The organism is Bradyrhizobium lablabi, from assembly GCF_018129385.1.
In the GTDB taxonomy this organism is placed as follows: Bacteria; Pseudomonadota; Alphaproteobacteria; order Rhizobiales; family Xanthobacteraceae; genus Bradyrhizobium; species Bradyrhizobium lablabi_C.
Genome location: NZ_JAFCLN010000003.1, coordinates 318,888 through 340,833 on the forward strand (window position 1 = coordinate 318,888; position 21,946 = coordinate 340,833).

General features: G+C 63.9%; 21 protein-coding genes. 10 read left to right on the plus strand and 11 right to left on the minus strand.

The window, feature by feature from the left end:
* Window positions 1-8: 8 nt before the first annotated feature.
* Together JQ628_RS08185 and JQ628_RS08190 are read right to left on the minus strand one after the other, a co-directional pair.
* A complete protein-coding gene (locus JQ628_RS08185; RefSeq protein ID WP_212221713.1) occupies window positions 9-1,685 on the minus strand; it encodes a hypothetical protein in 1,677 nt (558 codons plus the stop codon).
* A gap of 161 nt (window positions 1,686-1,846) precedes the next feature.
* The gene (locus JQ628_RS08190) at window positions 1,847-2,545 is read right to left on the minus strand and encodes a TetR/AcrR family transcriptional regulator (protein WP_212221715.1); all 699 of its coding nucleotides are present in this window, start codon (window positions 2,543-2,545) and stop codon (window positions 1,847-1,849) included.
* A 96-nt stretch (window positions 2,546-2,641) separates the two neighbouring features.
* On the opposite strand from JQ628_RS08190, the gene JQ628_RS08195 reads away from it, so the two are divergent.
* The 3 genes from JQ628_RS08195 to JQ628_RS08205 all read left to right on the plus strand — a co-directional run bounded on the left by JQ628_RS08195 (window position 2,642) and on the right by JQ628_RS08205 (window position 6,718).
* Entirely contained in the window at window positions 2,642-3,859 is a 1,218-nt protein-coding gene (locus JQ628_RS08195) for an HlyD family secretion protein (protein WP_212221717.1), read from the plus strand.
* 4 nt (window positions 3,860-3,863) lie between these two features.
* Window positions 3,864-5,474: a DHA2 family efflux MFS transporter permease subunit gene (locus tag JQ628_RS08200; protein WP_212221719.1), complete on the plus strand. Its 1,611-nt coding sequence runs from the start codon at window positions 3,864-3,866 to the stop codon at window positions 5,472-5,474.
* Between the two features lie 218 nt (window positions 5,475-5,692).
* Entirely contained in the window at window positions 5,693-6,718 is a 1,026-nt protein-coding gene (locus tag JQ628_RS08205) for an SAM-dependent methyltransferase (RefSeq protein WP_349628041.1), read from the plus strand.
* A gap of 152 nt (window positions 6,719-6,870) precedes the next feature.
* On the opposite strand, the gene JQ628_RS08210 is transcribed toward JQ628_RS08205, so the two are convergent.
* From JQ628_RS08210 to JQ628_RS08230, 5 genes are all read right to left on the minus strand, one after another.
* The gene (locus tag JQ628_RS08210; protein ID WP_212221723.1) at window positions 6,871-7,752 is read right to left on the minus strand and encodes a 3-hydroxybutyryl-CoA dehydrogenase; all 882 of its coding nucleotides are present in this window, start codon (window positions 7,750-7,752) and stop codon (window positions 6,871-6,873) included.
* Window positions 7,753-7,922: 170 nt separating this feature from the next.
* Window positions 7,923-8,867: an electron transfer flavoprotein subunit alpha/FixB family protein gene (locus JQ628_RS08215; RefSeq protein WP_212221725.1), complete on the minus strand. Its 945-nt coding sequence runs from the start codon at window positions 8,865-8,867 to the stop codon at window positions 7,923-7,925.
* Window positions 8,867-9,616: an electron transfer flavoprotein subunit beta/FixA family protein gene (locus JQ628_RS08220; protein WP_212221727.1), complete on the minus strand. Its 750-nt coding sequence runs from the start codon at window positions 9,614-9,616 to the stop codon at window positions 8,867-8,869. Before JQ628_RS08220 ends, JQ628_RS08215 begins: the two co-directional genes overlap by 1 nt.
* A gap of 117 nt (window positions 9,617-9,733) precedes the next feature.
* Window positions 9,734-10,306: a cob(I)yrinic acid a,c-diamide adenosyltransferase gene (locus JQ628_RS08225; RefSeq protein WP_212221729.1), complete on the minus strand. Its 573-nt coding sequence runs from the start codon at window positions 10,304-10,306 to the stop codon at window positions 9,734-9,736.
* 16 nt (window positions 10,307-10,322) lie between these two features.
* Window positions 10,323-10,517 (minus strand): twin transmembrane helix small protein, encoded by a 195-nt coding sequence (locus JQ628_RS08230; protein WP_212221731.1) that lies wholly within the window; start codon window positions 10,515-10,517, stop codon window positions 10,323-10,325.
* Window positions 10,518-10,646: 129 nt separating this feature from the next.
* Between JQ628_RS08230 and JQ628_RS08235 the strand changes: the two genes are divergently transcribed.
* Window positions 10,647-11,540: a YihY/virulence factor BrkB family protein gene (locus tag JQ628_RS08235; protein WP_212222224.1), complete on the plus strand. Its 894-nt coding sequence runs from the start codon at window positions 10,647-10,649 to the stop codon at window positions 11,538-11,540.
* Here JQ628_RS08235 and JQ628_RS08240 read toward each other — a convergent pair.
* Window positions 11,467-12,774 (minus strand): ATP-binding protein, encoded by a 1,308-nt coding sequence (locus tag JQ628_RS08240; protein WP_212221733.1) that lies wholly within the window; start codon window positions 12,772-12,774, stop codon window positions 11,467-11,469. The genes JQ628_RS08235 and JQ628_RS08240 overlap by 74 nt on opposite strands.
* Window positions 12,775-12,876: 102 nt before the next feature.
* A complete protein-coding gene (gene gluQRS, locus JQ628_RS08245) occupies window positions 12,877-13,752 on the minus strand; it encodes a tRNA glutamyl-Q(34) synthetase GluQRS (protein WP_212221735.1) in 876 nt (291 codons plus the stop codon).
* 119 nt (window positions 13,753-13,871) lie between these two features.
* Here gluQRS and JQ628_RS08250 point away from each other — a divergent pair, with 119 nt between their 5' ends.
* Complete coding sequence (locus tag JQ628_RS08250; protein ID WP_212221737.1) at window positions 13,872-14,522, plus strand: DNA-3-methyladenine glycosylase family protein; 651 nt, start codon at window positions 13,872-13,874, stop codon at window positions 14,520-14,522.
* Here JQ628_RS08250 and JQ628_RS08255 read toward each other — a convergent pair.
* Window positions 14,516-14,968, minus strand: a complete 453-nt coding sequence (locus JQ628_RS08255) for a hypothetical protein (protein ID WP_212221739.1) — start codon at window positions 14,966-14,968, stop codon at window positions 14,516-14,518. The genes JQ628_RS08250 and JQ628_RS08255 overlap by 7 nt on opposite strands.
* A gap of 176 nt (window positions 14,969-15,144) precedes the next feature.
* A complete protein-coding gene (locus JQ628_RS08260) occupies window positions 15,145-16,032 on the minus strand; it encodes a LysR family transcriptional regulator (protein ID WP_212221741.1) in 888 nt (295 codons plus the stop codon).
* Between the two features lie 181 nt (window positions 16,033-16,213).
* Between JQ628_RS08260 and JQ628_RS08265 the strand changes: the two genes are divergently transcribed.
* The 5 genes from JQ628_RS08265 (at window position 16,214) to JQ628_RS08285 (ending at window position 21,907) form a co-directional block, all read left to right on the plus strand.
* The gene (locus JQ628_RS08265; RefSeq protein WP_212221743.1) at window positions 16,214-17,188 is read left to right on the plus strand and encodes an NAD(P)H-dependent flavin oxidoreductase; all 975 of its coding nucleotides are present in this window, start codon (window positions 16,214-16,216) and stop codon (window positions 17,186-17,188) included.
* 28 nt (window positions 17,189-17,216) lie between these two features.
* The gene (locus JQ628_RS08270) at window positions 17,217-18,401 is read left to right on the plus strand and encodes an ABC transporter substrate-binding protein (RefSeq protein ID WP_212221745.1); all 1,185 of its coding nucleotides are present in this window, start codon (window positions 17,217-17,219) and stop codon (window positions 18,399-18,401) included.
* 19 nt (window positions 18,402-18,420) lie between these two features.
* Window positions 18,421-19,947: an acyl-CoA synthetase gene (locus tag JQ628_RS08275; protein WP_212221747.1), complete on the plus strand. Its 1,527-nt coding sequence runs from the start codon at window positions 18,421-18,423 to the stop codon at window positions 19,945-19,947.
* Between the two features lie 106 nt (window positions 19,948-20,053).
* Window positions 20,054-20,896 carry an AraC family transcriptional regulator gene (locus JQ628_RS08280; RefSeq protein ID WP_212221749.1) on the plus strand — a complete coding sequence of 281 codons (843 nt, stop codon included), beginning with the start codon at window positions 20,054-20,056 and terminating at the stop codon, window positions 20,894-20,896.
* A 153-nt stretch (window positions 20,897-21,049) separates the two neighbouring features.
* Window positions 21,050-21,907, plus strand: coding sequence for a helix-turn-helix domain-containing protein (locus JQ628_RS08285; RefSeq protein ID WP_212221751.1), 858 nt, complete (start codon window positions 21,050-21,052; stop codon window positions 21,905-21,907).
* The last annotated feature ends 39 nt before the right edge of the window (window positions 21,908-21,946 follow it).

Sequence of the window (21,946 nt, forward strand, 5' to 3'; positions counted from 1 at the left end):
AAACCCTTTCAGCGCGCGCGGCTGTAGAAATCCCAGCAGGGATGCAGCGGGTGACGCACGAATTCCCGTTCAAGGACGGTGCGGAAGGTGGCGGGATTGGTGTTCGCGCCCGGGATCACGCAGGTGCGGAAGAACACACCGTCGGCGGATGCGAGATAGGCCGATGCCTGGCTTTCCGAAAACGCCGGCACGGTGCGCCCGGTATCCATCGCCAGCGTGGTGCCGCGGGCCGGCGTCAGGCCGAGCAAGCGCGGAAAGGATTCGGCAAAATCGATGGTGGTAAAGCGTTGCGCCTTGGCCGCATAGCCGAGGCGCTGAAAGTTTGCGCCGGCCTCGGCAACACTGACGGCCCATGCCGCGCGGGTCGCGGGGCTGGTGCTGGCGGGATCGCCGTCGAGGTCAAAACCCCTGGCGTCGGCCTGTTCGAGATCGGGTAGCCATTTCTGCTGGAGGCGCGCCATCAGTTGCGAACCGGCGAGCGTCGCCGCCGGCACGCGCATGCCCGGAAGGAATTTTGCAAAGGCGTGATCGGTCGTGCCCTGCCGCTCTCGGATCAGGCTCGAGACGACACGCTTCTCGGCGACGTCGGCCAGCGGCAGAACAAGCGTGGCGCCGAGCACCGCTGCGGCGATCAGGCGCCAGCCGCGCTCGATCCGCAGGCTCGGGTGGAACAGTGCGGCGGAGGCGGCAATCAGTCCGACGCCGCCGGTGTTCTGGCTCTCTGCGACAAGGGATATCGCGACCAGCACGGCCGTATCCACGGCGAAGGCTTGCCGATCAACCGTGTCGCGCAGGAAGGCGAGCGGGCGCCGCATCGCGGCGGCAAAATCCAGTTCGCGGACGGCGAGCACGACAATCGCGGCCGTTACGAGGAGAGGCAGCCAGTTGCGGGCGGAAGAGGAAGCCAGCCGGTACAGCGAGCCGCCGCGGTTCAACGCGCTCATCGAGACGATGTCGTGCAGATAGCCGGACACCAGTCCCCCGGTCACCAGTTGGACTAATCCGGCGGCCGCGCCCGCGACGAGGAGCATGACGAACAGTTCGACTATTCGCGCGCGTCCGAGCAGGACCGCGGCCACGACAAGGCCGAACATCGCGATCCCTGCGGTGATCTTGAAGAAGATCAGGACGGTGAAGAGGTAGCCGAGCAGCACGCCGTCGCCGCGCGCCTTCGGCAGCACGAACCAGAGGCCTGCGAGGAACAAGAGCGCGGTGGCGAAGCGATTATAGGTCGCGAAGTAGCTGATCTCCGACAGCATGGTGGGATCGAGCGTGTAGGGCACGAGAACCACCAGCGCGAGAACGACAAAGCTTGCGGCAAATCCCCAGTTCGAGCGAATGCGCGAGGAGAGCAACGCGAAGGGCGGCACCATGATCAGCCAAGCCAGCGCGTGCAGGCCGACGAACGGCTGTCCGCCGGGAAACAGGCGTTCGGCAAAATGCGTGAGGTAAAGCGTCAGCGCGCCGATCGGTGAAGCGAAGTCGACATGCGGGACCTGGCCGAGGCCGATGCGATAGGCGCCGTCGAGGACGAACACGAAATCCCACACCGCGCGGCCATAGGGAATGACATGGAGCAATGCCGCCAGCGCCACGACCACGATCGTGAACAGCGCGATCGAAACCATCCGCCCGTTGAGGGACGCCGTTCGTGACCTGAAGAGATCGTAGCTCGCTTCCGCCATATCGAACCTCGCTGCGCGCAACTGGTCGATATGGCTGTTTTCAGCGGGAGAAAACTCGTTTCACGCGTTAGGGTAAACTGCGCCGCGCGCTGCAAAAGCAGTGTCTGCTATTGGCACGCTGATGTTTGCTATTGGCACGCGTGGGACAAGTTGTCTGGCGCCTAGCAAGGCTCCCCGCGCGCGGAAGCGCCGGATGCGCGCGCGCCGTTGAGGAATAGCGCCGCACAGATTTGTACCCGGCGCTCCAGTTCGGCGCGTTTAGGCAGCGGCTTTTTACCGAACATGACGTCGCGCTGCGGCATGTAGATGACCATGCCCAGCAGCATGCCGGCGGCAAGCTCGGCATCATCGATGGCAATCAGCCCCCGCTGCTTCTCGGACTCGAGCCATTTGGCCAACGTTGTGACGGTGAGGCGCATCGCTTTGGTATAGAAGGTACGCGCAAGCTCCGGAAACGTGTCGCTCTCGGCGAGAACCATCCGGTAAATCGCGGTGACGTCGGCGTCGAGCACGCGCTCGGCGCAAACGAGCAGCGCTTCCCGCAACGCCGCCTCGATGTCATCGTTGCCGCAAGCGCGCAGACGTATCGCGGACACGAACCGGTCCTGGCGTTCGACGATCAGTGCCTCGAACAACGCCGCCTTGGTCGGGACCAGCCGGTAAAGCGTTTTGGTCGAGATGCCGGCGCGGCGGGCGATGTTCTCCATGCTCGAGGCCGCAAAGCCGCTGGTGGTGAATTCGTGGCGTGCGGCATCGATGATGACGTCACGGGTTTCTTCATCGGACCGCAATTGCGGCCGTCCGGGACCGCGCCGCGGCTCCGCGGTCGTTTGCGTCTTCACGGTTTTGTGCTGAGCCATGCTGCCGGCCGGTGCCTGTCATTCCATTGACAGTCCAAAGATGGGGTCTATTTTGGAAAATGTCAATTTTCCTAATTAGGGCATAAGGAGCCCGCCATGACCCCACAGGAACTCGTCGAAGCCGGAAATCTGCTTCTCACCGAGGCGTCGAGACTAAACCCCGCCTCCGATCACCCCGTGGTGATCGATGTCGAACCGGTTGCCGCCAAAACCGCCGCTCGCCCAGGACGGCTGCGCCGCGTTCTATTGGCAGGCGCGGCCGTGGCGTTGCTGGCCGGGGCCGGCTGGTATGGCTGGGACTACTGGAAGGTCGGGCGTTTCCTGGTTTCCACCGACGATGCCTATGTGAAGGCCGACAACACGACGATTGCGCCAAAGGTCTCCGGCTACATCGCGCAAGTGCTGGTCGGCGACAATGAGCCGGTGAAAGCCGGCCAGGTGCTCGCCCGCATCGACGATCGCGATTACAAGGTGGCGCTCGAACAGGCCAAGGCCGACGTTGCCGCGGCGGACGCGGCGGTGACCAGCAAGCGCGCGCAGATCGAGGTGCAGCAGGCCGCGATTTCCGCCGCGAATGCGACCCTCGATGTCGACAAGGCGTCGCAGGTTTTCTCGAGCCAGGAGAACAAGCGCTACAGCGATCTCGCCAAGACCGGCTATGGCAGCGTGCAGAACGCCCAGATGGCCCAGTCGCGCGATGCCAGCGCGCTGGCGGCGATCGAGCGGGACAAGGCCAATCTTGCTTCGGCGAAAAAGCAGCTCGATCTGCTGAACGCGGAAATCGCCCAGGCCGTGGCGGCATCGGCCCGCGCCGTCGCCGTCGAGCGGCAGGCCGAACTCAATCTCGGTTACACCACGATCGTGGCCCCGATCGACGGCGTAGTCGGCAACCGCACGCTGCGCGCCGGCCAGTTCGTGCAGGCCGGCACGCAGTTGATGTCGCTGGTCCCGGCAGACGGCGCCTATGTGATCGCCAATTTCAAGGAGACGCAGCTCACCAATGTTCGCGCCGGCCAGCGCGTCGACATCGAGGTCGACATGTTCCCGGGACAGGTGGTGCACGGCCATGTCGACAGCCTCGCTCCCGCGAGCGGCCAGGAATTCGCGCTGCTGCCGCCTGACAACGCCACCGGCAATTTCACCAAGGTGGTGCAGCGTATCCCCGTCAAGATCACCCTCGATGGCGGCGCCGATGTCGACCTGAGGCCCGGCATGTCCGTGATCCCGACCATTGCGACCCGGACGCAACGCAACATCGCTCCGCGTTCCACCGCCACGCAATCAAGCGTCGCCTATCTCGGACCCGAAAGGTGATGTCATGTCCGCCCTCACCGTTTCCGGCGCTCCGCCGCCGCCTTCGGCACCTGCCACGGCCTTAAATCCGAACAAGGCCAGCGCCGCGGTCTGGATTTCCGTCAGCGCCGCCATGATCGGCGCGTTCATGGCGATCCTCAACATCCAGATCACCAACGCCTCGCTGCTCAACATCGAAGGCGGGATCGGCACCGGGGTCGACAACGGCTCCTGGATCTCGACCTCCTATCTGATCGGCGAGATCATCGTCATTCCCCTCACCGATTATCTCAGCCGGGTGTTCTCGTTCCGCAGGATCATGCTGTCGTTTGCGACGCTGTTCGCGGCCTTCTCAGTCTCCTGCGCGTTTGCCACCGACCTGCCCTCAATGATCGTGCTGCGCGCCTTCCAGGGCTTTTTCGGCGGCGTGTTGATCCCGATGGCCTTTACGCTGGTGTTCACCAAACTGCCGAAGCAGCAGCAGCCAGTCGGGCTTGCGATGTTCTCGCTCGCGGTCACCTTCGCCCCCGCAATCGGGCCGACCATCGGCGGCTACCTGACCGAAAATTACGGCTGGCAGACCATCTTCTTCGTCAATGTGATTCCGACGGTGGTGATGGTCACGACGCTGTTCTTCACGCTGGAACGCGAGCCGATGCGCCTTTCCCTGCTGCGCGAAGGCGACTGGCTGGGCATTATCACCATGGCGGTCGGCCTCTCCGCCCTCCAATCGGTGCTGGAGGAAGGCAACAAGGACGACTGGTTCGGCTCGCCCTTCATCGTCAAGCTTGCGATCGTAGCGGCTGTCAGCCTGACGCTGTTCATCATCATCGAGCTCACGGTCGAAAAACCGCTGCTGCGGCTGCGCCTTCTGACCCAGCGCAATTTCGGGATGGGCACCATCGCCGCCGTGTTCATCGGCTTTGCTCTGTTCGGCTCGGTCTATCTGCTGCCCGCCTATCTCGGGCAGGTGCAGGGCTACAATGCCGAGCAGATCGGCAACGTGCTGGCCTGGACCGGCCTGCCGCAATTGCTGCTGATCCCGTTGGTGCCGATCCTGATGAAGCGCTTCGATGCCCGCTACATTGCCGTCACCGGGGCACTGCTGTTCGCCTACAGCGCCTTCATGAACATCGAGATGTCGCTCAACTATTCCGGCGACCAGCTATTTGTGCCCAACATCGTGCGCGCCGTCGGCCAGGCGCTGCTGCTGACGCCGCTGAGCGCGGTGTCGCTCGGCAGCGTCGCTCCGCAGGATGCATCCGCCGCCAGCGGCATTTCCAACATGATGCGCAATCTCGGCGGCGCGGTCGGCACCGCTGTGCTGGCGACGATCGTCACCAAGCGCGAGCAGTTCCATTCCAACATCATCGGCCAGTCCGTCAATCTCGGCCGCGAGGAAGTGCGCACCCGGATCGCGCAACTCACCGACTACTTCATGGCCCACGGCGTGGCGGACCCGGCCGGTGCGCACAGCCAGGCCATCGTTGCGCTCGGCAATACCGTCAAACGCCAGGCGCTGGTGATGGCCTATAGCGATGCGTTTACGGTGATCGCAGTTGTGCTGGTGATCGCCGCGGTTGCGCTCATGGTGACCAAAAAGGTGTCCGGTGGCGCCGGAGCCGGGGCGCATTGAGGACATGAATTGTCCGGGACGGATCAGGCAAACGGCTTATGCGGCAACGGCCCCGCGCATTGCAGGCCGGCGGCCCGCCATTCCGGTCAGACGCGACAATGACATAATGCACATTGCCAGCCAAATTTTTTGATCGACAAAGCCGGGGCAAGGGGCGATTTTAACGCATTGGCCCGATACGTCGGGTGCTCGCCGGCTGGGAATGACCTTTGGACATCGTGTTCGCGTTTTTGCTGGTCGCGGCGATCGCTGTCGCGTTGTTCGCAGCGTATAATTTCTTTCACTACGTGCTTTTCCTGCTGGTGAGCCGGCCGAGGGATGCCAGCCTGATCGGGCGGGAGTTGAACGAGTTCGAGCAGCGCCAGTTGGTCGAGTGGGCGCCGCGGGCGGACGACTTCCTCAAGCACGACGACGAGCAGCGTACCTATGACGACGTGTTCGGCACCTATCGCGACGAGAACGCAAATTACAGCACCTGCATTTTCCCCCGCGCTGCGTTTTCGCGTCCCTACGAGGCGCAACTGCTCCTGCTACAGGTGAAGGACGGGATGCGGCTGCTCGATCTCGGCTGCGGATCGGGCGCAGCGGCCTACTACCTCGCCAGCCGGCGCAATATCGAGATCGTCGGCGTGACCAATTCACCCGTGCAGGCGGACATTATCCGGCGCAAGTTCGCCAGGCTCGGCGGGCGCGGACGGGTGATCGTCACCGACTTCGACAGCCTCGATCTGCCGAATGAAAGCTTTGACGGCATCTATTCGCTGGAATCGATCGGCTACACCAAGAACCTCGATGCCTGGCTGGAGCGCTGCTGGCGCATGCTGAGGCCGGGCGGACGCCTGTTGATCCTCACACCGGGCTCGCTGGACCATTGCCGGCGCGAGGTGGATTACAAGAGCGTCACCGCCTTCTTCGACAACTGGCGCTACAATTTCGTCGGCGCCAACCTTCTCGTCTACAAGCTGCGCCGGCTCGGCTTCGCCCCGATCCGCTATCGCCGGCTGCCGTTCTGGGCCTGGGGGCTGACCTGGAATTTTCTTCAGCACCTGGTGCTGTGGAAGTACCGGCTGAAGATGCGCACCTTCGTGGAGCTGGAGAAGATCATCTGGCGGACGTCGAAAGTGTTTGTGTTCGGCAATCCGTACAACACGGTGCTGGCGACTAAGCCGGCGGCGATGTCGGCTGAAGCGGCGGAGCCGGGACAGATCGCCGAGCCGGATGCCAAGGGCCTCGCGGCAGAATGATGGCACGCGAACCGTCATGCCCGCGCATGCGGGCATCCAGTACGCCGCGGCCTCTCGATCAACTACTGCTGTCTCTGGAATACTGGATCGCCCGCCGGAGCCTGTCATCGGGCGCGCATTCGCGCGACCCGTTGGCGGGCGATGACGACTTATTACCTCGTCGGGACCGGCTTGTCGCCGCGGTAGTCGTAGAAGCCGCGCTGGGTCTTGCGGCCGAGCCAGCCGGCCTCGACATACTTCACCAGCAGCGGACACGGGCGGTATTTTGAATCCGCAAGGCCTTCGTGCAGCACCTGCATGATCGACAGACACGTGTCGAGGCCGATGAAATCGGCGAGCTCCAGCGGGCCCATCGGGTGATGCGCGCCGAGCTTCATCGCAGCATCGATCGCCTCGACATTGCCGACGCCTTCATACAGCGTGTAGATCGCCTCGTTGATCATCGGCAGCAGGATGCGGTTGACGATGAAGGCCGGGAAATCCTCCGACACGGCCACCTGCTTGCCGAGCTTGGCAACAAACTCCTTGGCGGTGTCAAACGTGTCGTCATCGGTAGCGATGCCGCGGATCAGTTCGACCAGCTCCATCTGAGGCACCGGGTTCATGAAATGAATGCCGATGAATTTTTCCGGGCGATCGGTGGAAGCGGCGAGCCGCGTGATCGAGATCGAGGAGGTATTGGTAGCTACAATCGCCTCAGGCTTCAGCACCGCGCAGACGTCATGAAAGATCTTGCGCTTGACCTCTTCCCTTTCGACCGCGGTTTCGATCACGAGATCGCAATCGGCTAGGCCGTCAAGCGATGACGCCGAGGCGATGCGGTCGAGCGCCTGCTTGCGGGCGTCCTCGGTGATGATCTTTTTCGCCACCTGGCGCGACAGGTTGCCGTTGATGGTCGCCATCGCATTTTTCAGGCGATCGTCGGAGACGTCGTTGAGCACGACATCAAAGCCGGCCAGCGCGGCGACGTGCGCGATGCCGTTGCCCATCTGGCCCGAGCCGATCACGCCGACCTTCTTGATTGAAACCGTCATCTCTTTATCCATCGGAATGGCGCGCAACGCGCCGAACCCCATTCCCCAAAGCCTCGGCCCGCGTTGAGCCCTGGCTCCCTCTTAGACGCGTTTTCCGAGCTTCGCCAGAAAACGCTCCCCCTAAAGTAAACACCGGCCGGATGTTCGTCATCCGGCCGGTGCTGTGTCGATTATTTTCCGAGCTTACTCAGCGCCTCGGTCAGTTCCGGAACCGCCTGGTAGAGGTCCGCCACCAGGCCGTAATCCGCGACCTGGAAGATCGGCGCGTCCTCGTCCTTGTTGATCGCCACGATCACCTTGGAATCCTTCATGCCGGCGAGATGCTGGATCGCGCCGGAGATACCAATCGCGACATATAGTTCCGGCGCCACCACCTTGCCGGTCTGGCCGACCTGCCAGTCGTTCGGCGCATAGCCGGCGTCGACCGCGGCGCGCGAGGCGCCGACGCCGGCGCCCAGCTTGTCGGCGAGCGGCTCGATATATTTGGCAAAGTTCTCGCGGCTCTGCATGGCGCGGCCGCCGGAGACGATGATCTTTGCCGAGGTCAGCTCGGGACGGTCGCTCTTGGCGACTTCCTCGCCGACGAAGCTCGACAGGCCCGGATCGGCTGCCGCGGCGGCGTTCTCAACCGGGGCGCTGCCGCCGTCGCCGGCAGCGGCGAAGGTCGAGGTGCGCACGGTGATGACTTTCTTGGCATCCTTCGACTTCACGGTCTGGATCGCGTTGCCGGCATAGATCGGCCGCTCGAAGGTATCCGGTGAGACCACCTTGATGATCTCGGACACCTGCATGACGTCAAGCAGCGCGGCGACACGCGGCATTACATTCTTGAAGCGCGAGGTCGCGGGCGCGACGAAGGCGTCATAGTTCCCGGCGAGCGAGACGATCAGCGCGGCCAGCGGCTCGGCGAGATCGTGCGCATACGGCGCGCCGTCGGCCAGCAGCACCTTCTTGACGCCGGAAAGTTTTGCAGCGGCGTCCGCGGCGCCCCTGGCGTTCTCGCCGGCGACCAGCACATGGACGTCAGCGCCGAGCGCAGCGGCGGCGGTCAGCGCCTTGTTGGTGGCGTCCTTGATCGACGCATTGTCGTGTTCGGCAATCAGCAGCGTCGTCATCAGAGAACCCCGGCTTCCGTCTTGAGCTTCGATACCAGTTCGGCGACGTCCTTGACCTTGACGCCCGCCTTGCGGCCTGAGGGTTCCGTGGTCTTCAGAATCTCCAGATGCGGCGTCAGGTCGACGCCGTAATCGGCCGCACTCTTGTCGTCGATCGGCTTCTTCTTCGCCTTCATGATGTTGGGCAGCGAAGCATAGCGCGGCTCATTGAGCCGCAGATCGGTAGTTACGATCGCCGGGCCCTTGAGTTTCACGGTCTGCAGGCCGCCATCGACCTCGCGCGTCACCTTGAAATCGGAACCGTCGACCTCGAGCTTGGAGGCGAAGGTCGCCTGCGACCAGCCGAGCAGCGCGGCCAGCATCTGGCCGGTCTGGTTGGAATCGTCGTCGATCGCCTGCTTGCCGAGAATGACGAGGCCGGGCTTTTCCGCATCGACCACCGCCTTGAGCAGTTTTGCCACCGCGAGGGGCTCCACATTGCCTTCGGCCTTGACCAGGATGCCGCGGTCGGCGCCCATCGCCAGGCCCGTGCGGATGGTTTCGGAAGCCTGCGCGGGGCCGATCGAGACCACCACGACTTCGGTCGCCTTGCCGCCCTCTTTCAGGCGCAGCGCCTCTTCGACGGCGATTTCGTCGAACGGATTCATCGACATCTTGACATTGGCCAGTTCCACGCCCGACCCGTCGCTCTTGACGCGGACCTTGACGTTGAAGTCGACGACCCGCTTTACCGGCACAAGAACCTTCATCGATCCTCTTTCGCTTGAATTTTGTGATTTTGATTGGCTCGGGCGCGGAACCTAAAGGGATGGTCCCCCCCGGTCAACGCGCCAAAGCCAAAAAACACGCTCCGATTCGGCCCGTTTTCAGCGGTTCTGGCCGGGCACCCAAAGCACGTCGCCGGCGCCATTATCGTTCATGACGCGGGCGGCGACGAACAGAAAATCCGACAGGCGGTTGATATAATGTATGGCAGCCGCGCTGACGGGCTCGTCAGGCTTTGCCGCCAGTTCCACCATCACCCGTTCCGCCCGACGGCAGATGGTGCGCGCCACATGCAGATGCGCGGCAGCCGGCGTTCCGCCCGGCAGGATGAACGAGGTCAGGGGCGCGAGCTTCTCGTTCAGGCGGTCGATGTCGCGCTCGAGCCGCTCGACCTGGGTTGCCAGCATGCGCAGGCGTTCGGCCTTGCCCTCGCGCTCGGGCACCGCGAGGTCGGCGCCGAGGTCGAACAGATCGTTCTGGATCAGGCCGAGCATCCCATCGAGTTCGCGCGCTTCGGCAAGATGCAGCCGCACCACGCCGATCGCGGCATTGGTCTCGTCGACGGTTCCGTAGGTGGCGATGCGAAGATCGTATTTCGGCCGGCGTTCGCCGCTGCCGAGCGCCGTGGTGCCGTCGTCGCCGGTGCGGGTGTAGATGCGGTTGAGAACGACCATGATGTCTCTCTGTATCTCAGCGGCCCATGGCCCAGACGGCGAGCATGGTGATGACGATCGCGACGAACTGCAACAGCACGCGCAACCGCATCAGCTTTTGCGAGGTGTTGGGCGAGCCGCCCCGCATCATATTGATCAGACCGAGCAGCAGCACGAATGCGACGGCACCGACTGCGACGGGAAGCAGGATAGAACTCAAAAACGTTGTCATTGGCGGTACATAACACCGCACCATCAACTTCGCCACACGCCGAGGAACCTCGTGGCGATCTGGCTTTTAGCCCAATAATATCAGAAGCTGGCAACCGGAATGGCCGGCTTTCGGCAGACAGGGGTGGCAGTGAAGGCAGTTCGCTACGTCTACCACGTCGTGGAGGATGCGCTTTACACCTTCCTCGCCGACGACGGCTGGGCGATTGCCAGCCATATCGCGCTGTCGACGTTGATGGCGCTGTTTCCGTTCCTGATCGTGCTGACCTCGCTTGCCGGCTTCTTCGGCTCCAAGGAACTGGCCGACCAGGCCGCGGAGCTGTTGCTTCAGGTCTGGCCCAAGCGAGTGGCGGACGCGATATCGGGCGAAATCCACGACGTGCTGACCACGACCCGTACCGACATCCTGACCATCGGCGCCGCGCTGGCGCTGTATTTCGCCTCCAACGGCGTGGAGGCGTTGCGGGTGGCGCTCAACCGCGCCTATGCGGTAGTCGAGACACGGCGCTGGTACTGGCTGCGGCTGGAATCGATCGGCTACACGCTGGTCGCCGCCATTGCCTCGCTGGCGATGGCATTTTTGATCGTGCTCGGTCCGCTCATTCTCGAAACGGCGCGCCAGCACATTCCGTTCTTCGTCGAGAGCAACGAGCGGCTGCTGTTCTATCTCCGCTACGGCATCGCCATCTCGGCGCTGGTCGTCGCGCTGTTTGTCCTGCACGCCTGGCTGCCGGCCGGACGCCGCAGCTTTCTCCAGATCCTGCCCGGGATCATCTTCACCATGGTGGGCTCGATGATCTCGGGCGTGGTGTTCGGCCAGTACCTGACGCGCTTCGCCGGCAACTACGTCACCATGTATGCGGGGCTCGCCTCGGTGATCATCGCGCTGGTGTTTCTGTACGCGATATCAGCGATCTTCGTTTATGGCGGCGAACTGAATGCGGCGATCATCAAGTCGCGGCTGCCGAAGGGCGTGTCGCTGCAAGCAGCGCAGTCGCTAAAGCCCGCGGAGAGACAGGCTTGAGCAGGAAGGCGTCGGCGCCGGCGGCGCGCGAAGCCGCCTCGTCCTCGCCGCGGCCGCTTACGCCGATGATCGCGACCCGCCCGGCCGGCCCTTGGAGGGCGCGGATGCGTTTGATCGCCTCGATACCGCTGATGTCGGGCAGCACCATGTCCATCAGCACCGCATCGAACGCGCCCTGCGCGACCCGCTCAGCGGCGGTAGCGCCCTGGCCGATGAACTCGGCGTGATGGCCGAGCTCGGTCAGGATCGCGTTCAGCACGACGCGCCCGAACGGATTGTCTTCGACGCTGAGGAGGCGCAGCGCCGGCGCCGGATCCGCGGAAGCATTCGCGCCCGGGCCTGACGGTTTCGGCGCCTTTGCCAGCACCAGCGTCACCATCAGCGTAAAAATGGTGCCGCCGCCCTTGCGCTCGGCCACCACGATGTCGCCACCCATTGTGCGCGCGAGCTGCTTGACGGACGACAATCCGAGCCCGGCGCCGCCAAAGCGCGAGGCGATCGACATGTTGGCCTGCGAGAATGGACGGAACAGCTTTTCGATCTCCTTCAGCGAGAGGCCGATGCCGCTGTCGGACACCGCAAAGGAGATGCCGGCCCTGCCATTTGCGCTGCTGCCCGGCTCAACCGACAGCGCGACGCCGCCCGTCTCGGTGAACTTCACGGCATTGTCGATCAGGTTTTCGAGCGCAGCGCGCAGCCGGACCGAATCGCCGACCACCAGCGCCGGCAGCTTTTCGGAAATGTCGACCTGGCATTGCAGGCCCTTGGCGGCGGCCCGGCCTGCCAGCGAATCGCCGGCGCTGCGCGCCAGCGCCCGCAGGTCGAACAGGTCCTCGCGGCCGGTCGCCGTGCCGCGGCTGCGCGCGGCATCGACGAACAGCGTGGCAAGGCTCGACAGATGTTCGGCACCCGCCTTGATGGTGTCGACCCAGCGCCGCTCCCGCTCGGGCAGGTCCGAGGTCGCCAGCAGGTTGCTGATGGCCAGAATGCCGGTCAGCGGGGTGCGCACCTCATGCGCGAAGGAGGCCAGCGCGGCCTCGATCATGCGCGGTGCAGATTTTCGCGACGCGGCCTTCTTTCGTGGTGCGGCTTTGCGTGGCGCGGCTTTGCGTTGTGCGCGTTTGACGGCCGCACGCTTGCGCGGCGCCTTTCCCTTGCCGGTCGAGACGCGTTTTCCACTATGCCCCTTGTTGGCCGCCCGCACCTTGCGCTTTGCGCGCGATCTTGCCGCCATGGTCCCCTTCAACCCCACGCCCGAACCAGAATGGCATGGCCGGGCCGTGGGAGTCACGGAGTGGATTCGGCTGCTCCCAAGATTACGGCATGGTCGCCGTTTTCATGCCGGCAGGCCAACGAGACGCCGTATGTCGGCGGGCGTCACGCCATCGGCGCGCAGTTCGCGCAGGCCGGTTGACCGCGTCGACTTCGAGAGCTTGTGACCGGAATCGTCCAGCAACAAACGATGATGCCGGTAAACGGGTTCCGGGATGCCGAGCAGCGCCTGTAGCAGCCGGTGCACGCTGGTCGACCAATAGAGGTCCCTGCCCCGCACCACGTCGGTGATGCCCTGGAGCGCATCGTCGATCACCACCGACAGATGATAGCTGGTCGGCGTCTCCTTGCGCGCGAGGATAACGTCGCCCCAGGATTCCGGCCGGGCCGCCACCCGGCCGGTCTCGCCGGCGGCGCCCTCGCCCCGCTCGACCCACGATAGTTCGCCGGCACGCGCAAGGGCGGATGCCATGTCAAGCCTCAGCGCGAAGGGTGCGCCTGATTTGGCGAGCCGCTGCCGCTCATCCGCCGAAAGCGATTTTGCCATGCCCGGATAAAGCGGTGCGCCATCGGGATCGCGCGGCCATGGCCCGCCTGTCTCGCGCTGCGAGACTTCCCGCGCGATCTCGGCGCGGCTCTCGAAGCTCGGATAGATCAGGCCCTGCGCCGACAATTTGCCGATCGCCTCATGGTAGGCGGCAAGATGCTCGGACTGCCGCCGCACCGGCGTTTCCCAGGATATGCCGAGCCAGGCGAGGTCCTCGTAGATCGCCGCCTCGAATTCGGGGCGGCAGCGCGCGGCATCGATGTCCTCGATACGCAGCAGGAAACGCCCGCCGCTCTGCCGGGCGAGTTCGAAATTGAGCAAGGCCGAATAGGCATGGCCGAGGTGGAGATAGCCGTTCGGGCTTGGCGCAAATCGGAAGACGGGTGGCGGCATTAGTTTTCAACACTTGTCATTGCCGGGGCTTGACCCGGCAATCCATCATTTGAAGAGTCCTTTACAAGATGGACACGCGGGTCAAGCCCGCGTGTGACGAGTGGAGAAACGTCCGGCAAATGCTCGTTCACCTCAAAACCCAGTCCGATCTCGAGGACGCCGTCCATACGCTGGTCAAGCAGGACAAGCGCTTACGGCCGGTCTTCGAGCTGACCGGCATGCCTTCGCTGCGGCAGCGCGAGCCGGGATTTGCAGGGCTGGCGCACATCATCTGCGGCCAGCAGCTTTCCACCGCCAGCGCTTCCGCAATCTGGGGGCGCATCAGCGCCGCCTTCGATCCGTTCGATCATGACGCGATCCGGAAAGCACGCACCGACCGGCTCGGCCGGCTCGGGCTGTCGGCGGCCAAGATCAAGACGTTGAAATTGCTCGCGCGCGAGATCGCAGAGGAGCGCCTCAACCTTGATGTGCTCTCCAACGAGGACGCCGACGCCGCGCACAACACATTGACGTCGCATCACGGCATCGGCCCGTGGACCGCCGACGTCTATCTGTTGTTTTGCCTGGGCCATGGCGATGCCTGGCCAGCCGGAGATATCGCTGTGCAGGAGGCCGTGAAAATCGGTCTCGGGCTGAAGACGCGGCCGACCGCAAAGCAGATGGCGCCGCTGGCGGAACCGTGGCGTCCGCTGCGCGGCGCGGCCGCGCATCTTTGGTGGGCCTATTATCGCGTGCTGAAGAAACGCGAGGGCGTCGCCGTCGGTCAGTAACAGCGCGTGACGTTGACCGAGTGATCGCCGCCGCGACCGGGAACGGTCACCACCTCCGTGTTGCAGCCCGGCACATAGGGCCGGTCCGACGGCAGCGTCAGCGGATAGCGATGGGTCCAGTCCCAGGGGACGTCGTAGGAATAGGTGTAGTGGAACTTGTTCGGCATCTGCGGCACGGCGTCCACGGGTGGCTGGCTGTACGGCGCACCGTCATAGTAATCCCCGTAGAAGCCACCGAATCCCGGAAAGAAGCCGAGAGTTCCGCGATTATGATTCCGGAACGCGCGCGCCCCCGGGCGGAACATCGGCGCGGGTCTGGCAAAGCCTGCGGGAGGCGCGGCTGCGGGCGCTCCGCCGCCGGGCCGTGCAAAAGTGTCGCCGGCCGGGAGCATGACGGCCGCCACGCTGAGCGAAGCGAGAAGCGCTCCATACATTTTGTACTTCATGGCACGCACCATCGTTTGGTTACACGAGCACCCCTCGCCCCCCAAAGGGCACGCTAGGCAGCGGCTTTCGCGGCTGCAAACACATAATTAATGTTTGGTTAAGGCATAGTGTTAACGGCGGCGCGCCACTTCAAACCGCCGCGGAATGCGCGGAAAACGCTGCAAAATTTCCACAATCACCCACGCAACTTTACGCGATCCTCCCGTGCGCTGGCGGTCACAAAAGAAATCACCGCGCGTACCGCCGGGAGCTCGACCAGATCAGGGTGCGCCAGCAGCCAGAGATCGGCGACGCTGACGAGCTTTTGCGGGGCGACGCGGATAAGGTCCGGATAGGCGGCGGCGACAAAGCAGGACAGCGCTGATATGCCGAGGCCGGCGCGCGTGGCGGCCAGCATGTCGCCCTGCGAGGAGCAGCGCATCACCACATTTCCCTGCCGCGTGATAAAATCGCTCCAGCGCGCCAGATGCGCGTTCGACTCGCGGTCGGCAAAGCCGATGATGCTGTGGTCTTTCCACTCGTCGCGCCGTTCTGGGAGTTTTTTGCGCGCGGCATAGTCGCGCGAGGCATAGAAGCCGGTGCCGAGCCGGCCGATTTTTCGCCCCACCAGATTTTCCTCGCCGGCATCCACCGGACGCAACACGACATCAGCCTCGCGGCGGCGCACGCTGGCGGGGAACGGATGAGTGATGATTTCCAGTTGCAGATGGCCGTGCTCGCGCAGGAACGCGCCCATGCGCGGCATCAGCCAGTGCGCGGCGAGCGTCGCGCCGATCGACAGCTTCACCACACCGCGCGCCTGCGCGCCGCCCGCCGATACCGCGGCTTCCGCACGCAGCGCCGCGGCCGACATCGCTTCGACGTGCTCGCGGAATTTTCGCCCCTGTGCGGTCAGCGAGAGGCCCTCGTTCGAGCGCGCGAACAACCTGGTGCCGAGCTGGTTCTCCAGCATCGCGATGCTGCGGCCGACGGTCGGATGGCTGGAGCGCAGGCGGCGCGCGGCGCCGGCAAAACTGCGGGTTTCCGCCACCGCAACGAAGGTCTTGCAGAGGTCCCAATCCATCGGGCGTCACCTGTTCATTTCCAGCGGTCAGGCTGTTCAATATTGAACGGGCCGATGCACGCGTCGAGCCCTATAATGATCGCAATGAACAGCGCCGGTCCGGGCCACCCATGAAAAGCGGCTTTCCCGGGCGCAGGCCGATCCGCCGCCTCGCCGGCCTCATGCCAAGGGATGGAATTCAATGCCGCTGCCAGCTTCGCTTGCCGATTCCCTCGAACTCCCCGTGGTGGGCTCGCCGCTGTTCATCGTGTCGGGGCCCGAACTCGTGATCGCCCAGTGCAAGGCCGGCATCGTCGGCTCGTTCCCTGCGCTGAATGCGCGGCCGGTCGAGAAGCTCGGCGAATGGCTGAGCCGGATCGAGGACGAGCTCGGCGAATACAAGGCGCTCAATCCCGGCAAGAAAGTTGCGCCCTACGCGGTCAACCAGATCTGCCACGCCTCCAACGACCGGCTGATGAAGGACATGGAGACCTGCGTAAAACACAAGGTGCCTGTCATCATCACCTCGCTGCGTCCGCCCTCGGAGATCGTCGAGGCCGCGCACTCCTATGGCGGCGTGGTGTTTCACGACGTCATCAACGTCAAGCACGCGCGGAAAGCAGCCGAACAGGGCGTCGACGGTCTCATTCTCGTGTGCGCCGGCGCGGGTGGGCATGCCGGCACGCTGTCGCCGTTCGCGCTGGTGCGCGAGGTCAAGCAATGGTTCAAGGGCACCATCCTGCTGTCGGGCGCGATCTCCGACGGCTGGAGCATTGCTGGCGCGCTCGCGCTCGGCGCCGACCTCGCCTACATGGGCACGCGCTTCATCGCCACCGAGGAAGCCAATGCCGATATCGGCTACAAGAAGGCGCTGATCGAGCACGCCGCGCACGACATCGTCTATTCGAATCTGTTCACCGGCGTGCACGGCAATTATCTGGGACCGTCGATCGCCGCTGCCGGGCTCGATCCGCAGAATCTGCCGGTCGCCGACAAGTCCAAGATGAACTTTGGCTCCGGCGGCAACATGAAATCGAAGGCGTGGCGCGACATCTGGGGCTCCGGCCAGGGCATCGGCCAGATCAACGACGCGCCGCCGGTGGCGGAGTTGGTGGAAAGGCTCAGGTGCGAATTCTCCGAGGCCGGCGCCGATTTCCATCGCCGCGCGATCGCCTGACCACAAAGAGAAATCGAGGGAGGAAAGAATGACGCGGCTGCGGCATGCATTGACGATCGCATTTTCGCTCGGCGGGATCGCCACCGCCATGGCGGCGGCGGAAATCCGCATCGGGCAGACCCTGCCCTATAGCGGGCCGGTATCCGGCTTCGGCATCATCGGCAAGGCGGAAGAGGCCTATTTCGAGAAGATCAACGCGGAAGGCGGCATCAACGGCCGCAAGATCAAGTTCATCTCGCTCGACGATGCCTATTCGCCGCCCAAGACGGTGGAGCAGACCCGAAAACTGGTCGAGCAGGAAGAAGTCGTGATGATGTTCGGCTCGCTCGGCACCGCCACCAACAATGCCGTGCACCGCTACCTCAACGCCAAGAAGGTGCCGCAACTGTTCGTGCTGAGCGGCGCCACCAAATGGGCCGACCCGAAGGGCTTTCCATGGACCATGCCGGGGATGGCCACCTACGATTCCGAGGGCGTGATCTATGCCAAGCATGTGCTCCAGACCAAGCCGGACGCCAAGATCGCGATCCTGTCGCAGAACGACGATTTCGGCCGCGACTATGTCGCCGGCTTCAAGCGTGCGCTGGGCAGCAAGGCCGCTTCCATGATCGTGGCGGAGGCGACCTACGAGACGTCAGCGCCGACCATCTCCTCGCAGCTTGCGACGCTGAAGGCATCCGGCGCCAACGTGATGTTCGGCGTGGTGCTCGGAAAATTTACGTCGCAGATGATCAAGGGCGTGGCGGAGCTGAACTGGAAGCCGGATCAGTTCTTCGTGCCGACCTCGGCATCGTCGATCTCGTTCCTCGAGCCGGCGGGACTGGAAAATGCGGTCGGCCTGATCTCGTCCAGCGCCCAGAAGGACACCGCCGATACGCAATGGGCCGACGATGCCGGCGTGAAGGAATATCTGGCGTTCATGAAGCAGTATCTGCCGAATGCCGACCTCAACAACTCGAACTACGCCGCCGGCTATCACTATGCCACCTTGCTGGTGAAGGTGCTGAAGGCCTGCAAGGATGATTTCAGCCGCGAAAACATCCTCAAGCAGGCGGCCTCGCTGCGCGACGTCGAGCTGCCGCTGCTCTTGCCGGGCATCACGGTTTCGACCGGGCCGGATGATTATCTGCCATTCCAGCAGTTGCGGCTGCGCCGTTTCAACGGCAAGAACTGGATCGGCTTTGGCGATCTGATCGACGACCGCCAGGACTGAGTCAGAACGGGAGCAGAGCATGATCATCAGCGGTGACCGGCAAATCAGCTATCCCGAGATTCATGCGCGCGGGGCGCGGGCCGCGAGCGGGCTGAAGGAGCTGGGGCTTTCCGGCGGCACGCCGGTGGCGCTGATGCTGCGCAATGACTTTGCGCTGTTCGAGGCGTCCGTCGCCGCGGCCACGCTCGGCTCGCCGGTGGTGCCGATCAACTGGCACCTCAAGGCCGAGGAAGTAAACTACATCCTCGGCGATTGCGGCGCCGGCATTCTGGTGTGTCACGCCGATCTCTGGCCGCAGATTCAGGGCGGCGTGCCCGCACATATCAAGGTGCTGATCGTGCCGACGCCGCCGGAGATCGCGGCGGCATTCGGTATCGCACCCGAACTGACCGTTGTGCCGTCAGGCATGACAGACTGGGACGTTTGGCGCGATACTCATCCGGCGTGGACTGGACCTGCGGGACGGATGTCGCCGATGTTCTACACGTCAGGTACCACCGGACTGCCCAAGGGCGTGCGGCGCGCGCCGATCCGCCCCGAGCAGCTTGCCGCGGCCGAACGCGTCTCGATCCTCGCTTACGGTGTCGCGCCCAACGACAACCAAATCGTGCTGATGAACGGGCCGATGTATCACTCGGCACCGAGCTCCTACGGCATGCAGGCATTCCGTTACGGCTGCACCATCGTGCTGGAGCCGCGCTTCGATCCCGAGGATCTGCTGCGGCTGGTGCAGGAATATCGCATCACGCACATGCATGCGGTGCCGACCATGTTCGTTCGCCTGCTGCGCCTGCCGGACGAGGTGAAGAAGCGCTACGACGTCTCCTCGCTGCGCTTCGTCATCCATGGCGCGGCGCCCTGCCCGACCGAGGTCAAGCGCGCGATGATCGAATGGTGGGGGCCGGTCATCAACGAATATCTGGGCTCGACCGAGACCGGCATTCCGGTGTGGCACTCGTCCGCGGAAGCGCTGGCGAAGCCCGGCACGGTCGGGCGCGCCATCGAGGGCGGTATCGTCAAAATCTTCCGGCCCGACGGCACGCTGTGCGACGTCGGCGAGCCCGGCGAGATCTTCATGCGGCAGACCGCGATTTCCGATTTCGACTATCACGGCAATGCCGCCGCGCGCACTGAAGCCGGCCGCGACGGCCTGATCAGCGTCGGCGATGTCGGCTATCTCGACGCGGACGGCTATCTCTTCCTGTGCGACCGCAAGCGCGACATGGTGATCTCGGGCGGCGTCAACATCTACCCCGCGGAGATCGAGAACACGCTGATCGGCATGGAAGGCGTGCACGACTGCGCGGTGTTCGGCGTGCCCGACGACGAATATGGCGAGCGGTTGTTTGCCTGTATCGAGCCGGAGGCCGGCGCTACGCTGTCGCGCGGCGCGGTGCAGGCCTTCCTGAAGGCGCGCCTTGCCAATTTCAAGGTGCCGAAGGACATCCAGTTCCTCGACGCGCTGCCGCGCGAGGCCTCTGGCAAGATCTTCAAGCGCAAGCTGCGCGACCTCTACACCGAGGGCAAGCTGCGACCGGCCGCCTGAGACCTGTTCACCGACTTTCACGTCTGCGTCAGGCGGTCCGACCGCCTCTTACCAAACCGCGTTTGGTCGACAAATAAATTCCCTCGTTTTTCGGGGAGCATTTGAGTTGACCAAATTGGGCGAAGCGATCTGGTCCGAGCGCGACGGCGGCCCGCCAGCCATGCTCGAAGCGCACGGCGCGCCCGGCGAAAGCGGCGTTTCGGTCCTGCGCCTCCAGTTTCGGCGCGTGGCGCACTTCAAGGCGGCAATTCAGCACCTGATTTTCCTTCAGCTATCGCCGCATCTGCGGCTCGACTGCCGCATTGGCGACAGCAGACTCCGCCATGAAACGGCAACCGGCGCGCTCGCGATTTGTCCGGCGGGGACCGACTGCTCCGTCGAAGCCGATGCGAGCGCCGATCTTCTCCTGGTGGCCGTCAAGCCCGGGCAGGTGGCGCTCACGGCGGCAGAGAATTTGGCGATCGAAGCACGATTGTGCGAGCGTCTCGCGGGATATGATCCGGCATTGTTGAGCATCGCCGGCCTGCTCGCTTACGAAAACGACAGCAATCATCCGGGCGGGACGCTGTTCTGGAACGGCGCGGCGCAGAGCTTTATCCGCCGGCTGGTCGTGGCTCATACGAAGCCCCTGCGCGCCAGATTGGGGCCGATCGTCCTGAAGAGGATCCGGGATTACATTCACGATCATCTGGCCGATCCGATCGAGGTCAATGACCTCGCCGCGCTTGCCGCCCGGAGCCCGTTCCATTTCTCGCGCGTGTTTGCCCGCTCGATCGGCATGACCCCTTACCGTTACGTGGTGCATCGCCGGCTACAGATCGCAATCGACCGCATTCGCAGCGGCATGAGCCTGGCCGAAGTTGCGGCCGATACCGGCTTCTCCGACCAGAGCCACCTGTCGCGCTGGATTCGCCGCGTGCATGGCGTTGCGCCATCAGAGCTGGCCTGAAGCTTCGATGCCGCAGGGCTCTCAGCGAACGCTGCACATCGTCCGGCCGCCTGTTCACCGACTTTCACGACTGCGTCAGGTGCGGTGAGCAGACCTTACGAAACTGCATTTGGTGGACAAATGAATGCCTTCGTTTTGTCGGGAGCATTTTAATTGACCAAATCAGGTGAAACGATCTGGACGCAATGCGACGATGGTCCGCCAACCGACCTCGAGACAGGCCGCGCCCACGGTGAGAGCGGCGTATCGATCCTGCGCATGAATGTGCTGCGTACCGCCACCTTCAAGGCTGCCCGGCAGCAGCATCTGATCTTCCTGCAATTGTCCCCCCATCTGCGGCTCGAGTGCCGGGTCGGCGGAAGCAGGCGGCGCCATGAAGCAACGACCGGCTCGATTGCCATCTGTCCCGCCGGCTGGGAATCCTCCGTCGAAACCGATATGCACGCCGATTTCCTGGTCGCGGTCGTCAAGCCGGACCAGTTCGCACTGGCGGCCGCCGAGGATTCCGCAATCGCCGCGCAGTTGCACGAATGTGACATCGGACACGATCAAACGCTGCTCGGCCTCGCAAAGGTGCTCGCGGCCGAGAATGCGGCAGAATACCAGAGCGGCTTGCTGCTGTGGAATCGCACCGCAACGAGCTTCATCAATCGCCTGGTCCTCGCCCATACCCGGATTCCGACGGCATCGTCGCGCGGGTCGCTGGGGCTGCCCGTCCTGAACAAGATCAGGGATTATGTGCACGCCAATCTGTCCGAGCCTATCGAGGTCAATGACCTCGCCTCGCTCGCGGGACAAAGTCCGTTCCACTTCACGCGCGTGTTTGCTCGCTCGATCGGCGTGACGCCCTATCGCTATGTCGTGCACCTGCGGCTGCGAGCGGCGATCGAGCGCATCCAGCGCGGCATGAGTCTGGCTGAAGTTGCGGCCGATACCGGCTTTGCCGACCAGAGCCATTTGTCGCGCTGGATCCGGCGGGTGCATGGCGTCACGCCTTCGCAACTGGCTTGACCCGCAAAACCGCAGGAATCTTCACGAACTGCACGCATC

What these genes read in the sequence shown, in the direction of transcription:
- JQ628_RS08200 (WP_212221719.1), top strand. Translation starts at nt 3,864, where the DNA reads ATGTCCGCCCTCACCGTTTCCGGCGCTCCGCCGCCGCCTTCGGCACCT.
- JQ628_RS08275 (WP_212221747.1), top strand. Translation starts at nt 18,421, where the DNA reads ATGATCATCAGCGGTGACCGGCAAATCAGCTATCCCGAGATTCATGCG.
- JQ628_RS08260 (WP_212221741.1), bottom strand. Translation starts at nt 16,032, where the DNA reads ATGGATTGGGACCTCTGCAAGACCTTCGTTGCGGTGGCGGAAACCCGC.
- JQ628_RS08240 (WP_212221733.1), bottom strand. Translation starts at nt 12,774, where the DNA reads ATGGCGGCAAGATCGCGCGCAAAGCGCAAGGTGCGGGCGGCCAACAAG.
- JQ628_RS08230 (WP_212221731.1), bottom strand. Translation starts at nt 10,517, where the DNA reads ATGACAACGTTTTTGAGTTCTATCCTGCTTCCCGTCGCAGTCGGTGCC.
- JQ628_RS08250 (WP_212221737.1), top strand. Translation starts at nt 13,872, where the DNA reads ATGCTCGTTCACCTCAAAACCCAGTCCGATCTCGAGGACGCCGTCCAT.
- JQ628_RS08185 (WP_212221713.1), bottom strand. Translation starts at nt 1,685, where the DNA reads ATGGCGGAAGCGAGCTACGATCTCTTCAGGTCACGAACGGCGTCCCTC.
- gluQRS (WP_212221735.1), bottom strand. Translation starts at nt 13,752, where the DNA reads ATGCCGCCACCCGTCTTCCGATTTGCGCCAAGCCCGAACGGCTATCTC.
- JQ628_RS08220 (WP_212221727.1), bottom strand. Translation starts at nt 9,616, where the DNA reads ATGAAGGTTCTTGTGCCGGTAAAGCGGGTCGTCGACTTCAACGTCAAG.
- JQ628_RS08270 (WP_212221745.1), top strand. Translation starts at nt 17,217, where the DNA reads ATGACGCGGCTGCGGCATGCATTGACGATCGCATTTTCGCTCGGCGGG.
- JQ628_RS08225 (WP_212221729.1), bottom strand. Translation starts at nt 10,306, where the DNA reads ATGGTCGTTCTCAACCGCATCTACACCCGCACCGGCGACGACGGCACC.
- JQ628_RS08210 (WP_212221723.1), bottom strand. Translation starts at nt 7,752, where the DNA reads ATGACGGTTTCAATCAAGAAGGTCGGCGTGATCGGCTCGGGCCAGATG.
- JQ628_RS08255 (WP_212221739.1), bottom strand. Translation starts at nt 14,968, where the DNA reads ATGAAGTACAAAATGTATGGAGCGCTTCTCGCTTCGCTCAGCGTGGCG.
- JQ628_RS08195 (WP_212221717.1), top strand. Translation starts at nt 2,642, where the DNA reads ATGACCCCACAGGAACTCGTCGAAGCCGGAAATCTGCTTCTCACCGAG.
- JQ628_RS08215 (WP_212221725.1), bottom strand. Translation starts at nt 8,867, where the DNA reads ATGACGACGCTGCTGATTGCCGAACACGACAATGCGTCGATCAAGGAC.
- JQ628_RS08190 (WP_212221715.1), bottom strand. Translation starts at nt 2,545, where the DNA reads ATGGCTCAGCACAAAACCGTGAAGACGCAAACGACCGCGGAGCCGCGG.
- JQ628_RS08265 (WP_212221743.1), top strand. Translation starts at nt 16,214, where the DNA reads ATGCCGCTGCCAGCTTCGCTTGCCGATTCCCTCGAACTCCCCGTGGTG.